15 protein-coding genes are annotated in these 14,314 nt (G+C 61.5%); 11 read left to right on the top strand and 4 right to left on the bottom strand.

Translation table 11 applies throughout. The annotated features are described in order from the left end of the window. Positions 1-104: 104 nt before the first annotated feature. The gene (locus HWX76_RS11820) at positions 105-533 is read right to left on the bottom strand and encodes a carboxymuconolactone decarboxylase family protein (RefSeq protein ID WP_050017712.1); all 429 of its coding nucleotides are present in this window, start codon (positions 531-533) and stop codon (positions 105-107) included. A 172-nt stretch (positions 534-705) separates the two neighbouring features. Here HWX76_RS11820 and HWX76_RS11825 point away from each other — a divergent pair, with 172 nt between their 5' ends. The 6 genes from HWX76_RS11825 (at position 706) to HWX76_RS11850 (ending at position 5,375) form a co-directional block, all read left to right on the top strand. Next, positions 706-1,680, top strand: coding sequence for a helix-turn-helix domain-containing protein (locus HWX76_RS11825; RefSeq protein ID WP_124631774.1), 975 nt, complete (start codon positions 706-708; stop codon positions 1,678-1,680). Positions 1,681-1,948: 268 nt separating this feature from the next. Continuing rightward, a complete protein-coding gene (locus HWX76_RS11830; protein WP_012337288.1) occupies positions 1,949-2,848 on the top strand; it encodes a LysR substrate-binding domain-containing protein in 900 nt (299 codons plus the stop codon). A 151-nt stretch (positions 2,849-2,999) separates the two neighbouring features. Then, positions 3,000-3,785 (top strand): SDR family oxidoreductase, encoded by a 786-nt coding sequence (locus tag HWX76_RS11835; protein ID WP_012337289.1) that lies wholly within the window; start codon positions 3,000-3,002, stop codon positions 3,783-3,785. Positions 3,786-4,300: 515 nt separating this feature from the next. Then, positions 4,301-4,498 (top strand): hypothetical protein, encoded by a 198-nt coding sequence (locus HWX76_RS11840; protein ID WP_012337290.1) that lies wholly within the window; start codon positions 4,301-4,303, stop codon positions 4,496-4,498. Beyond that, the gene (locus tag HWX76_RS11845) at positions 4,495-4,809 is read left to right on the top strand and encodes a hypothetical protein (RefSeq protein WP_012337291.1); all 315 of its coding nucleotides are present in this window, start codon (positions 4,495-4,497) and stop codon (positions 4,807-4,809) included. Before HWX76_RS11840 ends, HWX76_RS11845 begins: the two co-directional genes overlap by 4 nt. Before the next feature lie 11 nt (positions 4,810-4,820). Beyond that, positions 4,821-5,375, top strand: a complete 555-nt coding sequence (locus HWX76_RS11850; protein ID WP_012337292.1) for a nuclear transport factor 2 family protein — start codon at positions 4,821-4,823, stop codon at positions 5,373-5,375. A 75-nt stretch (positions 5,376-5,450) separates the two neighbouring features. On the opposite strand, the gene folE is transcribed toward HWX76_RS11850, so the two are convergent. Next, positions 5,451-6,086, bottom strand: coding sequence for a GTP cyclohydrolase I FolE (folE, locus tag HWX76_RS11855; RefSeq protein WP_012337293.1), 636 nt, complete (start codon positions 6,084-6,086; stop codon positions 5,451-5,453). Between the two features lie 184 nt (positions 6,087-6,270). On the opposite strand from folE, the gene HWX76_RS11860 reads away from it, so the two are divergent. After that, the gene (locus tag HWX76_RS11860; RefSeq protein WP_012337294.1) at positions 6,271-7,248 is read left to right on the top strand and encodes a nitronate monooxygenase; all 978 of its coding nucleotides are present in this window, start codon (positions 6,271-6,273) and stop codon (positions 7,246-7,248) included. An 87-nt stretch (positions 7,249-7,335) separates the two neighbouring features. Here HWX76_RS11860 and HWX76_RS11865 read toward each other — a convergent pair whose 3' ends face one another. Then, positions 7,336-7,548, bottom strand: coding sequence for a hypothetical protein (locus HWX76_RS11865; protein ID WP_012337295.1), 213 nt, complete (start codon positions 7,546-7,548; stop codon positions 7,336-7,338). Between the two features lie 38 nt (positions 7,549-7,586). Next, positions 7,587-8,768, bottom strand: coding sequence for a beta-ketothiolase BktB (gene bktB / locus HWX76_RS11870; RefSeq protein ID WP_050017708.1), 1,182 nt, complete (start codon positions 8,766-8,768; stop codon positions 7,587-7,589). A gap of 354 nt (positions 8,769-9,122) precedes the next feature. Between bktB and HWX76_RS11875 the strand changes: the two genes are divergently transcribed. From HWX76_RS11875 to HWX76_RS11890, 4 genes are all read left to right on the top strand, one after another. Continuing rightward, entirely contained in the window at positions 9,123-11,054 is a 1,932-nt protein-coding gene (locus tag HWX76_RS11875) for an AMP-binding protein (protein WP_176015850.1), read from the top strand. Between the two features lie 5 nt (positions 11,055-11,059). Continuing rightward, complete coding sequence (locus tag HWX76_RS11880) at positions 11,060-12,271, top strand: acyl-CoA dehydrogenase family protein (protein ID WP_012337298.1); 1,212 nt, start codon at positions 11,060-11,062, stop codon at positions 12,269-12,271. A gap of 78 nt (positions 12,272-12,349) precedes the next feature. Further along, positions 12,350-13,510, top strand: coding sequence for an acyl-CoA dehydrogenase (locus HWX76_RS11885; RefSeq protein WP_012337299.1), 1,161 nt, complete (start codon positions 12,350-12,352; stop codon positions 13,508-13,510). A gap of 20 nt (positions 13,511-13,530) precedes the next feature. After that, positions 13,531-14,268 carry an enoyl-CoA hydratase gene (locus tag HWX76_RS11890; protein WP_012337300.1) on the top strand — a complete coding sequence of 246 codons (738 nt, stop codon included), beginning with the start codon at positions 13,531-13,533 and terminating at the stop codon, positions 14,266-14,268. Positions 14,269-14,314: the final 46 nt, after the last annotated feature.

Below are 14,314 nucleotides of genomic sequence, written 5' to 3' on the forward strand. Positions count from 1 at the left end.
CCCCGGATCATGACTGCGACTGGGGGCGAGAATCATGCCGGGCCTGGCTGGCCAAAGCCCCGATTATCGGGACGTGAAGATAGTAACGGGGCTGCGATGTCGGCTCACAGTAATCCGCGTTCTTCCGAGGTGCGCGTGGTCGTGTCGATGCCTAGTTCCCGCAGCGTCTCGAGTACGGCCGTGGTGGCGGACGCGACGGCCGGGAAGCCCGCATACGGCAGCGCCTGAATAAGCACACCTTCCAGTTCGCGTGCACTCAGGCCGTTGCGCACCGCGATGCGGACGTGATTCTTGAGTTCGAGCGTCTGCCGGCTGGCAATGAGGATGCCGAGCGTCACGAGACTGCGCTGCTTGCGCTCGAGCTTGTCGTCGCCCCATACGTCCGCGAACGCGTAATTGACGGCAAGGCGTGAGATATCGGCGCCGAATCCGGCCGACTCGCTTGCGGCGCGCAAGCCGGCGGCCTTGTCTTCACCCATGATTTCGCCGAATACCTTCAAACCATAGGCGTGCTTGTCTTCCAGGCTTTTCATTTGCGTCTCCTGTTTTGCCGCGATGGCGCGGCTTTTGATGGCGGCTAGTGGCTACGCCGTTCTTTCCGGTGGCAATGATGGCGATGATGCGTGCTAAGATCGCCGCGAAAGAGGATCGAATTCTGCATATAAGGGGATCGAAATTCGCAAACCTGCCGTTCCGCGTGAGCCGGTGAAGGACGTTGCTGCGCTCGTACTGCCTGGCAGCTACCTGTCGAGCGTGAGCGCGCTGGTAGACGGATTTGCGCTGATTGCGCGACACGTGTTTACGCAATTCGCGCCGCCGTACCGGCACAAGATGAAGACGCAGGTGCGACTGTTGAGTGCGACTGCGGGCGGCCTGGAATTCGCAGGCGGGCGAAAGATGGATTGCGACGGCGACTTGCTGGACGGCGCCGAGTACAGCATCGTTTTTATCCCGGCCTTTGCAGTGGCCAGCGAAGAGTCGCTCGCCACGCTGCTCGATCACGCGCAGCCGGTAACGGAGTGGCTGCGTTGGCAACGTGCCAGGGGCGCGGTATTGGCGGCCAGTGGCACTGGGGTATTGCTCCTCGCGCAGGCAGGCGTTCTCGACGGCGGGCCTGCTGCTGTCCCGAACGTGCTCAGGGGCTTTCTGCGGTCACGTTATCCGAAGGTGCGCGTGGCTGCGGGCGCCACGATTGCCGAGCACGACGGCGTATATACCTGTGCCGTACCGGCAAGCGAATGGCAACTCGTCGCGCGCCTCGTTGATCGTGCGATTTCACCGCATACCGCTCAATGGCTCGCATCGATGACAGGAACGGATGGCGCGCGCGACGAAGGCCGCGTGTCGAGCAATGATCCACTCGTAAGCAGCGCGCAGTTCTGGCTCGCACAGCGTTTCGCTCGTGACTTCAAGATCAGCGAACTGGCGGACGTTCTGGCAGTCAGTCACGCCACGTTGCTACGGCGCTTTACGCGAAGCCTCGACATGACGCCGCGGGACTATGCATGTTCATTGCGTATCGAAGCAGCGAAGCGAATGCTACGCAATACGCAGGTCTCCATCGAGCGGATCGCTGTCATGGTGGGCTACTCGGATGTGCGCGCGTTTCGCAACACCTTTCACAAACACGTTTCGATGAGTCCGTCTGCCTATCGTCGGCACGGCGCGGGCAACGAATAAGCGGGCAGGCATGCAGACCGAAAGTGTGCCGTGCGAGAAGGCGCACCTCGGCCGCCACGCCGGCCAATCCGCTTTCCCACGCTAGCGCGCCACCCTTGCAGGCGAAGGTAACGAGACCGCTCCATGGCTTGCCCTGCTTGACGGGGCTCGCACGGCCCGACCGGCCGGGGCATGCGTTCGAAAATGTGAGCAGGGTTCGCACCTAGTGCACCGCTATGGGACAAAGGCGGTATTCTGGCGGCATCCGATATCGAAGTCATATCACGTCATGGAATTGCGGCATCTCAGACACTTCGTGGCAGTTGCGGAGACCCAGCACTTCGGGCGTGCGGCCGCACGTCTCGGTATGGCGCAACCGCCGCTCAGCCAGTCGATCATGCGGCTGGAAGAACAGCTGGGCATCCAGCTGCTCGAACGCACGCCGCGCGGCGTTTCCCTCACTCCCGCCGGGGCCGCGCTGCTCGCGGAAGCCAAGCCGCTCATCGCGCAAGCGGAATTGGCCGAGCGGCGCGTGCGCCAGGCCGCCGACGAATTGGCTAGCCTGAGCGTGGCTTTCGTGCCGATGTGCGCGCTACGCATCATGCCGCTCGCCATTCAGGCGCTGCGCAGGCAATGGCCGGGTGTCGATGTCCGATTGATCGAGCGAGGCAGTGCGCTGACTGTCGCGAGCGTGAAAAACGGTAGCATCGACCTCGGCGTGGTGGTCACCAGCGCGGCGGACGTGTCGGGCCTGGAGAGCGTGGTCATCGAGCGTCTGCGCATCGTGGCCGCGGTTCCCGCGAAGTGGCCCGTCGCGGCGCAGCGGTCGATTCGCATTGCGGATCTTGCCCGATATCCGCTGATCATATTTCCACAACAGATGTCGCAACCGCTGTTCGCTGCATTCGAAGCCGCTCGACGCGAGGAGGGTCTGTCGCCGCGCGTGACTCAGCAAGCCCGCCACCCCTATACGATGCTCAACCTTGTCGCGCACGAACTCGGCGTCGGATTGATGCTGGACTCCGCGCGATACCTGCCGGTAGAAGGTGTCGCCTACGTGGACATTGAAGACGTTCCGGCCTCCAGCGAAATGGAAGTCTCGCTTGTGTGGGCGGATCGGCCGCAAAAGTCCTGGCACCGCTCGATGCTCGACATCATGCGCGAAATCGCACTGCCGACCGGGGTGTGATGCAAACCGTTGCACCGTCGTACTGACTGCGTTCTCGTTGCTCCTGACGTCGTTCGTTTTCGCGTTAACTTGACACCCGAAAAGCGGGTGTTTACGTTTACGAATGTCGTTCGAAAATAAACCGCTCGCTCGGCGAGCCAAAGGAGGCGCAGTGAGTACGAATGTGGCGAGTCTATTCAGTCTTGATCAGAAGGTTGCCGTGGTGACAGGGGCAGGTTCGGGCATCGGCCGAGAAACGGCGTTGCTGCTCGCATCCGCAGGCGCGGCTGTGGTGGCGGCGGATCTGAACGAGGAGGCGGCGCAGGAGACGGTCAAGCAGATCGAACTTTCCTCCGGTAAGGCGATCGCGGTCAAGGTGGACATCGGCAATGAATCATCAATTCTTGCGATGTACGAAACCGTACAGGCAAAGCTTGGGCGCCTTGATGTTCTCGTCAACAATGCAGGCATCTACCCCAAGACGCATTTCGTCGAAACGTCGGCGGAGAAGTGGGACAAGGTTCTCGGCGTGAACCTGCGCGGCACCTTTCTTTGCATGCGCGAAGCGATCAAGCGGATGCAAGCCACGGGGAACGGCGGTTCCATTGTCAATATTTCGTCGGTGGCTTCGCAGCAGCCCGTGATTTTCGATAACGGCGATTACGGTGCATCGAAGGCGGGCGTCAACAATCTCACCAAGGTCGCCGCTCTCGAATTCGCAGGAGACCGAATTCGCGTGAATGCAGTGCTGCCCGGCGGCGTGGCGACCGAGGGCGCGGCTGAATCGACCAAGGCGCATCAGGCAACTGGGCCGATTACACAGCCCGGCCGTATGCCGCTTGGGCGCATTGGCCTGCCCTCCGATATCGCGCGTGCCGTGCTGTTCTTCGCATCGCCGGCGTCGGACTATGTCACCGGCCAGCTGCTGGCCGTCGACGGCGGCTTCCAGGTTTCCTGACCGCCCATTTGCCGCCCGTTGTTTGCGCCGCGACACCGCGTCGGCGCAACTGCTTCGGGCGGCTCATCGCTTCCCCCGTTTGACGATAGGCCGGTTGCGCGCACGTAGCCGTATGCACAGCGCACGTCCGTTCGCGTTCTTGATGCCAGCCTTCGCGGGTGAAATGGCTCGCGGCCTCGACCACGATCGCTTTTTCGGATTTAAGTTGCGGGCCCTACCTGAGGGCAACGCAGCAGTACATCTCGACGGTGGATCGTTCCGATATCCGCGGGTTGAACATCGCATTACAACTGTTCGCCGAAGGCGCACGACGCTACCTGGTGCCGCAATAGCCGCAGGCGATGCCCCGTGGCCGATGCTGACATGCGAGCCTTTGACTGCAGGCGAGTCTAGTGAAAACACCGAGGCAGTTAATTGAACGAGTTGTTGCATAACGGTTTGGTGTCACCTACGATGTCCACATAGAGGCGCTGTACAAAAAGCCCGAAGAACTTGAGTCTGATCGGAGACATGCGATGTACCTTCTCGACAGCGATTTGCGTGGTCCTATCGCGGACTACACGTTCCACTATCGTCGTCAGTTTGCCGGCAAGAATGCTCCCCCGTTGGACAATCCGGATCGCGCGAAGCAATCGGACCGGGGAACGTGTGAGCCGGGCGCGATAGTGCCCCGCATCTTCGGCAAGACGCGCAGGGAGGGACAGGCACGATGAGAACGCTACCTCGCGAGAGCAACCGGGAAGCGCGCAGGGTATGGCTGCCGCTCGTGCTTCTGTCGATCCTGGCCGGTGCAGTCTGGATGCTACAGCGCGATCTGCAGATGGAAGAGCTGGGCCGTTCCGCGCTATTCGACATCGTAATGACGTTTGCCGTGCTCGGTGTGACGGGATTCGCGGGCATCGCTGGATGTGCGATCGCGAATCGCGTGCGGGGCCGCGAAAACGACTCGTCGACAGGCGAGGGTTATTGCTTCGTCGGTGCGGTGATCGGCACCGTGGCGTTTTTTGTCGCCATGATCTACTAACGATAGAAGCCATGAACGATGAGTTGAGAGCACGTGTGGAAGCGCTGTTGGACAAACAGGCCATACTTGAATGTGTGCACCGGTATTGCCGCGGGATCGATCGCATGGATCGTGAGTTGACGCTGTCGGCCTACCACCCCGACGCAGTCGACGACCACGGTGCATTCGTTGGCAATCCAGAGGAATTCGTCGACTGGGCCTTTGCTTACCATAGTGAGCATCAGCTATCGCACCACCACATGGTATTCAATCACTGTATCGAGTTGAGGGGCGAAGAGGCATACGGGGAAACGTACTGGCTGTTCTTCGGGGAGAACCGCGTCAAGCCGGACACAATTGCGGTGGGGCGCTATATCGACCGCTTCGAAAAGCGTAATGGTGTCTGGGCGATTGCCGATCGCGTTTGCGTTTCGGAGGCGATCAATGAACTTACACCAGCTGAAGTGCCTGCTGCCTGGCGCGAAGTTCTGATGAGCAATGCAGTCAGTTCACGAAATGGTGAAGACGTCTCTTACGCGCGGCCTCTCACGACGCGCCAGCCTAGCGAAGTCCAGGGATTCGCATAAGTGTCATAAGGCGCTTGCGGAAAATCGATCGGGAAGGTCTGAAAGCCAGTGTCGGCGAGGAGCCGACACTGGCTTTCAGCTATTCGGCAACGGCATGATCGTGCTGTGGCCCACGATCGACAGAAATTCGCGGCGCGTGGCGGGATCGTCACGAAACGCACCCAGCATTCGGCTGGTCACCAGCGACGCGCCGGGCTTATGCACGCCCCGTGTGCTCATGCACTGATGCGCGGCTTCGAGAATGACGGCGACCCCCTTTGGCTTCAGCACGGTGTTCAACGCATCGGCGATTTGAACGGTCATCTTCTCCTGAATCTGCAGGCGCTTTGCATAGACATCGACGAGGCGCGCGAGTTTGGAGATGCCCACCACATGGTGATCCGGCAGGTAGGCGACATGTGCGCGCCCGATGATCGGCACCATATGGTGCTCGCAATAGCTTTCGAAGCGGATGTCCTTCAGCACGACCATTTCGTCGTAGCCGTCCACTTCGGAAAACGTCGTCGCGAGAATCTGAATCGGGTCGGTTTCGTAGCCTGCGAAGAATTCGCGATACGCGCGCGCGACGCGCGCCGGTGTTTGAACGAGACCTTCTCTTCCGGGGTCGTCACCCGCCCATCGAATGAGTGTTCGAACTGCTTCTTCCGCCTCATCCAGAGTCGGGCGGGCCGGCGCTTGGGCAGCGTCGATCTCGGTGTCACGTTTGTTCATAAACTCTCCTGATCCTCCATGCATCGCGCAATCCGTCGCGTCACACATATGTGTCGCGCTCTTGTTGGGCAACGTGAATGAAGTGTATATAATTGCACGTAGTTCGTAAATGTAAACGGGCGGCGCGTGCTCGACAAGCGACGTGCTGGAAAGGCAGGTTGCCCTTACCTCGGAGGATCATGACGTGAAGACGCGGATTACAGAGCTGCTCGGGATTCGATATCCCATCGTTCAGGGAGGCATGATGTGGGTCGGCCGCGCGGAACTCGCCGCTGCCGTCTCCAACGCCGGGGCGCTGGGCACCATTACCGCACTGACGCAACCTACGCCCGAGGCACTGCGCAACGAGATTGGCCGTGTTCGATCGATGACGGATCAGCCTTTCGCCGTGAACCTCACCATACTGCCGACGATCAAACCGGTTCCGTACGATGAATACGTGCACGCGATCGTGGAGAACGGCGTGAAGATCGTCGAGACGGCGGGGCGCAATCCCAAGGCGTACATGCCCGCGTTCAAGGCAGCGGGAATCAAGGTGATCCACAAATGCACTTCCGTGCGTCATGCGCTGAAAGCGGAGGCGCTGGGATGTGACGCAGTGAGCGTGGACGGCTTCGAATGTGCCGGCCATCCCGGCGAAGACGACGTCCCCAACCTCATTCTGTTGCCGGCTGCAGCCGCGAAACTGCGTATTCCGATGATTGCATCGGGCGGCATTGCCGACGCACGCGGCATGGTCGCGGCACTCGCGCTCGGCGCGGATGGGATCAACATGGGCACGCGATTCATGGCCACGCAGGAGGCGCCGATTCATGAGAACGTCAAGCGCAGACTGGTCGAGAACGACGAACGCAACACCGCATTGATTTTCCGCACGCTGAAGAACACCTCGCGCATTTTCAGGAATTCGGTCGCGGAGAAAGTGCTCGAACTCGAGCACAAGGAAGGTGCGACGTTCGCGGATCTCAAACCGCTCGTGAGCGGCGAGCGCGGCAAACGCATGTACGAGACCGGGGATACGGAAGACGGCACGTTCCCGGCCGGTCTCGCGATCGGGCTCATCGACGATATTCCCACCTGCGAGCAACTCGTGAGCCGGATGGTCGCCGAGGCGCGCGCGCTCATTCACGGTCGCCTGGCCGCGTTCGCGGAAGAACGCTGAGCGTCGTCGGCGTGTTTGGAATACGCCTGCATGTACGCGGAGATCCGACACGCGCTTGCAGGCGGCTTGTATTGAACGGCCGTGAACTCAGTCGAAATGGCGACGGTGCTGATCGCCTGGCCGCTCGACGTGAGGGGGCAGCGGCCGGGCCACGTCATGATGCGTCTGCGGCAGCGCATGCATCGGCGAAACCCGTTGCTTTGCCGGCAAGGACGATGGAGTCAGTGCGAAACTCACGTGCGTCGAACGTCGTGCCGGCAGCACTTCAATGGCGAAGCCGTCCTTCGTGCTGCGCGTCATGCAGCACGAAGGACGCTTCCCGCAGCTCGCGCGCGGTGTCAAATGCGTTCGAAGATCGCAGCGATGCCCTGACCCCCGCCGATGCACATCGTCACGAGCGCATAGCGGCCACCGCAACGGTGCAATTCGTGAATCGCTTTCACGGCAATGACGGCGCCGGTTGCGCCTATCGGATGGCCGAGCGAGATACCCGACCCGTTCGGATTGACCTTGGCGCTGTCGAATTCCAGTTCCTTCGCAACGGCGCAAGCCTGTGCTGCGAAGGCTTCGTTCGCTTCGATGACGTCGAGATCGGCCACCGTCAGGCCAGCGCGCTGCAACGCCTTGCGAGTCGCAGGCACCGGGCCAATGCCCATGTACTGGGGATCGACGCCCGCATGTGCCCAGGAAACGAGTCGCGCAAGCGGGCGAAGACCCCGTTGTTCGGCGGTGCGACGCGCCATCAGCAGCACTGCCGCGGCGCCATCGTTGAGGCCGGACGCGTTACCGGCTGTCACCGTGCCGTCCTTCTCGAATGCCGGGTGCAATTTGGCGAGATCCGCGACGCTCGTGCCGGGCCGCACGTGCTCGTCGGTATCGAAAACGCTCTCGCCCTTTTTCGTTCGGAGCGCCACGGGCACGATTTGCTCGCGGAAGTGGCCATCATGGATGGCTCGGGCGGCGCGCCGGTGCGACTCGACGGCGAGCTGATCCTGATCGTCCCGCGAAACACCATACTTTTTCGCGACGTTCTCGGCAGTCACACCCATATGGCAAGCGCTGAACGGGTCGGTCAGCGCACCGACCATCATATCGATCAGACGGATATCGCCCATGCGCGAGCCCCAACGCGCGCTAGTCGCAACGTACGCTGCCCGCGTCATGCTCTCGGCACCTGCGCCGATGGCAATTTCAGTATCGCCGAGCGCGATAGCCTGTGCGGCGGAAATAATGGCCTGGAGGCCAGAGCCGCACAGCCTGTTGAGTGTCAACGCCGGAGCGTCCGCGCTGACGCCGCCCTCGAGCGCGGCGACGCGCGCCAGGTACATGTCGCGCGGATCGGTATGGATCACATTGCCGAATACCACGTGACCAACATCCGCGCCGGGCAGACTTGTGCGATCGAGCAACGCGCGCACGACGGTCGCGCCTAGCTGCGTGGGAGGAATACTCGCGAGCGCACCGCCGAAATCCCCTATGGCGGTACGAACGGCCGCGGTGACGACAACCTCGTCAGACATGATGGCTCCTTGATTCGGCGATCGACAATGATCAGTGTATGATGTTTAGAAATATGAATACCGTTCATAAAGTAGCGTATTTTTGGTCTGGTGTCCACGTGATTGTGCGGTGCGCAATGGGGTGACCGTGTCACGTATTTCGTTGGACATGCGCGCCGGAACCCGTGGTCGGCATCAGGCAATCTCGGTGGGTGAAAACGGATGGACGCGAGTTCGATTTCGCGCTATGTTTGTTCAAAATTACGATTGACGTTCAATTATTGGCGATTCGTGGCCCGCAGGATTTCCGTCGGATGGAAGCGGATTCGAGCGCTTGCGGGACGTGGCTTGCCAGATGACAACAGGACGATCTAGATGGATGCAGGTAAGGCTTCGCACGATGCCCTGATGGATGTACCGCTTCGCCCGATACGCCTTGGCAGCATGGATGCCAACGTCGAGCGAAGGCCCGATGGGAGCGTGGTGTATGAACTGAAGGAGGCGCTCGAGCCTTATCCGCTCCGCTTGACCGAGCGGCTCGAACATTGGGCGCGCGTTACACCAGAGCGCGCGTTGCTTGCACGGCGCACGCCGGACGGCAAGTCATGGGAGTCCCTCACCTATAAGGAGGCGCTCGACGGTGCACGCGCACTGGGGCAGGCGCTGCTCGATCGAGGTTTGTCTCCGTCTCGTCCGTTGATGATTCTTTCGGATAGAAGTTTCGAGCACGCGCTCTTCGCGCTCGCCGCGTTACACGTCGGGGTTCCTTATATTCCGGTGACGCCTGCGTATTCGCTTTTATCGCAGGACTTTGCGAAGCTCAAGCAACTCGCGACCGTGTGCACGCCTGGCCTCGTCTTCGCGGATGACGGCGCTCTGTATGGGCGCGCATTGCGCGAGGTGTTCGGCGACGTTGAATGTGTCGTCGCCGGTCCGTTGCCGGAGGGACGAGCGGGTTCGCGCATCGCGGAATGGCTGACGACGCCTGTCACGGCCGAAGTCGACAAGGCATTCGAGGCGGTCGGCCCGGATACCGTGGGCAAGATCATGTTCACGTCGGGAACGACGGGCACGCCGAAGGGAGTCATTTACCCGCAGCGGATGTTGTGCAGCAATCGACAGCAGGTCGCGCAAGTGTTCGCATTCCTTCAGGACGGGCCGCCGGATCTCGTTGATTGGCTTCCATGGCACCACACCTTCGGCGGGACGCACAACTTCGGCATGGTGCTGTACGGTGGGGGGACTTACTACCTCGACCCTGGCAAGCCGACGCCGGAGGAAATTGGCCCGACGGTGCAGGCATTGCGGGAGATCGCGCCGGTGGTCTACCTCAACACGCCGCAGGGGTTGGCCGCACTCATTCCGCATCTTCAAGCCGACAAGGCCCTGCGCGAAAAATTCTTCAGCAAGCTCGCGCTGATCTACTACGGCGGCGCAAGTCTGCCGGAGTACATCTGGGCCGAGCTCGACGAACTCGCCGTGCGCACGATAGGCCAGCGCGTGCTCATCATGTCGGGCATTGGCAGCACGGAGGCGGGCCCCACGCCGTTGTCGGCAGCCTGGGATCCGCGGCGCGAGGCGATTGCGGGATTGCCTGTGCCGGGTGTGAAGGTGAAGGTGGCGCCGGTCGGAGCCAAGCTGGAAATCCGCTTCCTTGGCGACTGCGTTACGCCGGGGTATTGGAAAGATCCCGAGCGCACCGCTGCGGCGTTCGACGAGGAGGGCTATTTCCGTTCCGGCGACGCCGCAACGTTCATCGACCCCGACCGCCTCGAACTCGGCCTGCGCTTCGACGGCCGCATTGCCGAGAATTTCAAACTGTCCACGGGCACATGGGTCAACGTTGCCGAGTTGCGTCTGCATGCGCTGAAAATTTTCGCACCGTACGCGCGCGACGTCGTTATTGCGGGGCACGACCGTGACTACGTGACCGCACTCGTATTCCCCGACGTGGAAGCGTGCCGCGGGCTTTGCGACGACCTTCACGATCCGGCGCCTGGTGCCGATCAGATCGTCAACAGTCGCGGCGTGCTGGCCCACTTCCAGACGTGCGTCGACATGCTTGCGTCGCGTGCTGGGGGCAGTTCCGCCCGAATCGCACGCATCGTGCTCGAGAGCGAGCAGCCCACGCTCGACAACGGTGAACTGAGCGCGAAAAGTGCGATCAGCCAACGCAATGTGCTCGAGCGGCGTCGTGGCGTCGTGGAAGAGCTATATCGCATGCCGCCGACGCCACGTACGCTCGTCGGCAACGTAGCGGCAGCCGACGCAAATCGAGTTCAACGTACCGAAAACGCTGGAAGCTAAACACTATGGATTTTCGCGTAGACCCTGCGGACATTGCGTTCCGTGAAGAAGTCCGGGCATTCCTCAAAGATCACCTGCCGGCTGACATGGCATTCCGTGGGCAGCAGGGCTTTCTCGCAGGCGACGACGATTCTCAGCGCTGGACCCGTATTCTGCATGAAACACGCGGTTGGTCGGTGCCGCATTGGCCCGTTGCCGACGGCGGCACGGGCTGGACCGCGATGCAGCGCTACATCTTCGAGGAAGAATGTTATCTGGCCGGTGCTCCCACGCAGAATCAGGCGGGTGTATCGCTCGTCGGCCCGGTGATTTGCGAGTTCGGCAACGAAGAGCAGAAGCGGCGATTTCTTCCGCCTATTCAGCGCGGCGAGGTGTTCTGGGTACAGGGTTTTTCGGAGCCGGGCTCGGGTTCCGATCTCGCGTCGCTGCGTACGACGGCGGTTCGCGATGGAGACCACTACATCGTCAACGGACAAAAGATCTGGACGAGCCTCGGCGCCTATGGCCAATGGAACTTCGTACTGGTGCGCACGGATAGCGAAGCGAAGCCACAAAAGGGCATATCGTTCCTGCTGCTCGACATGGCATCGCCGGGCGTTACGGTGCGGCCCATCGGGTCGCTCGACGGCTGCCATCACCTGGCCGAAGTGTTCTACGACAACGTGCGCGTGCCTGCTGAAAACCTGATCGGCGAAGTGAACAAGGGCTGGGGATATACGAAGTTCCTGCTGTTCAACGAGCGCGCGTTCCTCGGCGCCGAAGCGCCGGCGCTCAAGCGCTATCTGCGCAAGATCCGGCACTACGCGTCGCGTGAGCGCATGGCGGGCAAGCCATTGATCGAGGATCCGACGTTTGCGATGCGCCTCGCGCAGCATGAACTCGAGGTTCGCGCAATCGATATGGCAGTGCAGAAGATTCTGCATCAGGGGATAGACGAGCGCAGCGGTGGCATGGCAATCGGCTCCATGCTGAAGGTGCGAGGCTCGGAGCTTCATCAGAAGCTCACGGAGATGCTGCTGGAAGTGATTGGTGACTACGGTGCCGTGTTCTATCCGGATCCGAATGAAGACCATGCACTGCGCGACATGTCGTTTATCGGACCCGACTATGCGCCCGGCCTCGCTGCCGAGGTTTTCTATCGGCGCGCTTGCACGATCTATGGCGGGACGGCCGAAATTCAGCGCAACATCATCGCGAAGGCGATGTTCGACCTGTGACGCCGCGTCGAGTCACGACTATCCGTCGATCCCCATTGCGGGCGATCGTATCAATTGCCGGTACAAAGAGGGTGCAGCATGGACTTTGAGTTGAGCGACGAACAGCGGATGTTGCAAGAAAGCGCGCAACGCTTCGTGCAAAAGAGCTATACGTTCGAACATCGCCGTCATCTGGCTACGCAAGGCGGCGGCTTTTCGCGCAAGACGTGGCACACGCTCGCGGAAATGGGCTGGTTTGGCATCGCGGTGCCGGAGGAGATGGGCGGGCTCGGTTTCTCGCCGGTGGAAAGCGCCATCGTGGCCGAGCAGATCGGGCGCGCACTGGTGTTGGAACCCTACGTGATGTGCGGTGTGCTTCCGGCGTCGATCGTGATGCGATGTGGCCGCGAAGGGCAGCGCGAAACGATTCTCGGTGAGATCGCCTCCGGAGAGGCCGTCTACGCGGTCGCGCATAGCGAACGTGACGCGCGCGGCCAGCTGCATTACGTAACGGCCACGGCGAACCAGACGTCAGACGGCGCCTGGCGTCTCGACGGTTACAAGACGCTCGTGGTCGGCGCGCCGGTCGCCGATCGCCTGCTCGTCGTCGCTCGCACCGGGGGGGCGGTCAGTGACACGGGCGGCATCGGCGTGTTTCTCGTCGATCCAGAACAATCCGGCGTGACGCTCAAGACGTATGAGCTGCTCGATGGCACACCGTCGGCCGACCTGCTGCTCGAAGGCGTGATGGTCGCGCAGTCCGATGTCGTCGGCGACGCTGGTCGTGCATTCGAAGGATTGCAGGGCGCGGTTGACGAAGCGATCGTCGCGCTCTGCGCCGAGCTCGTGGGCGATATGGAAGACGCCATCGAACTCGCTTCCGAATACCTGAAGACGCGCAAGCAGTTCGGCGTTGCAATCGGCACCTTCCAGGCACTGCAACACCGGATGGCCGACATGGCGATCGAGGCAATGCAGGCGCGAGCAACCCTGCATCGTGCATTGGCCGCGCTCAGCGAGGACAGTGAAAAGCGAAGCGTTGAAATTTCGGGCTGCAAGGCGCAGACCACTCGCAGCGCGAAGTTCGTCACGCAGCAAGGCATCCAACTGCACGGCGGCTACGGCATCACCAACGAATACAAGGTGGGCCATCATTATCGCCGCCACCTCGTGCTCGACACGTTGTTCGGCAACATGGACTATCACCTGAATCGCTATGCCCGGCAGATCCAGCGCGAGGCCTTGGCTGCAGCTGCGTGAACCCCTATCGAGGCACTGACATGGACGCAAAGCGAGCCGATTTGCTGGACCTGACGCAAGAGGGCGTGGTTCTCACGCTGACACTGAATCGGCCCGACGCCCGCAACGCGTTGAACCTTGCGTTGACTGAAGCGCTCGTCGACGCAATCCACCGGTTCGAAGCCGACGAAAGCCTGCGTGTGCTCATCGTCACGGGCGCCGATCCGGCCTTTTGCGCGGGACTCGATCTGAATGACTTCTCCGCCCCCGATGCGCCGCGTGCGCGAGTCGCGGAAATGATCGATATGTGGGCGCGCATTAGCAAGCCCGTCATCGCGGCTGTGAACGGCGCCGCCGTCACCGGCGGGCTCGAGCTTGCGATGGGGTGCGATTTCATCATCGCGTCGGAGCGCGCACGCTTTGCCGACACGCACACGAAAATTGGCGCACTTGCCGGTGGTGGAATGACTGCGCGGTTGCCGCATATCGTGGGCTCAAGGTGGGCCAAGCAGTTCAGCTTCACGAGCGAGCCGATCGACGCGGCCACGGCATTGCGCATCGGCCTCGTCAACGAGGTGCTTGCGCACGATCAGTTGATGGAGCGTGCCGCGGCGGTAGCGAATACGATTGCGAGCCGCGATCCCGATCTCGTCGCAACAGTCAAGCGCGTGATCGATCAGGGTGCACTGGCAACGCTCGAAGAAGCATTGCGTATCGAGAAAGAGGCTTTGGCGGAACGAAGGCAACGCGGCGGCATGGCGTGGCAGGTGCAGAAGTAGCCGACCTTCCAGACAAACCGCATAACGCGGGCGCAGGCTCGCCCGC

The organism is Burkholderia sp. BCC0398, from assembly GCF_902833245.1.
Lineage (GTDB): Bacteria > Pseudomonadota > Gammaproteobacteria > Burkholderiales > Burkholderiaceae > Burkholderia > Burkholderia sola.

Coding starts and splice junctions, on each gene's coding strand:
- HWX76_RS11880 (WP_012337298.1), top strand. CDS start 11,060: ATGGATTTTCGCGTAGACCCTGCGGACATTGCGTTCCGTGAAGAAGTC.
- HWX76_RS11885 (WP_012337299.1), top strand. CDS start 12,350: ATGGACTTTGAGTTGAGCGACGAACAGCGGATGTTGCAAGAAAGCGCG.
- HWX76_RS11820 (WP_050017712.1), bottom strand. CDS start 533: ATGAAAAGCCTGGAAGACAAGCACGCCTATGGTTTGAAGGTATTCGGC.
- HWX76_RS11840 (WP_012337290.1), top strand. CDS start 4,301: ATGTACCTTCTCGACAGCGATTTGCGTGGTCCTATCGCGGACTACACG.
- HWX76_RS11850 (WP_012337292.1), top strand. CDS start 4,821: ATGAACGATGAGTTGAGAGCACGTGTGGAAGCGCTGTTGGACAAACAG.
- folE (WP_012337293.1), bottom strand. CDS start 6,086: ATGAACAAACGTGACACCGAGATCGACGCTGCCCAAGCGCCGGCCCGC.
- HWX76_RS11865 (WP_012337295.1), bottom strand. CDS start 7,548: ATGACGCGCAGCACGAAGGACGGCTTCGCCATTGAAGTGCTGCCGGCA.
- HWX76_RS11875 (WP_176015850.1), top strand. CDS start 9,123: ATGGATGCAGGTAAGGCTTCGCACGATGCCCTGATGGATGTACCGCTT.
- bktB (WP_050017708.1), bottom strand. CDS start 8,768: ATGTCTGACGAGGTTGTCGTCACCGCGGCCGTTCGTACCGCCATAGGG.
- HWX76_RS11845 (WP_012337291.1), top strand. CDS start 4,495: ATGAGAACGCTACCTCGCGAGAGCAACCGGGAAGCGCGCAGGGTATGG.
- HWX76_RS11890 (WP_012337300.1), top strand. CDS start 13,531: ATGGACGCAAAGCGAGCCGATTTGCTGGACCTGACGCAAGAGGGCGTG.
- HWX76_RS11830 (WP_012337288.1), top strand. CDS start 1,949: ATGGAATTGCGGCATCTCAGACACTTCGTGGCAGTTGCGGAGACCCAG.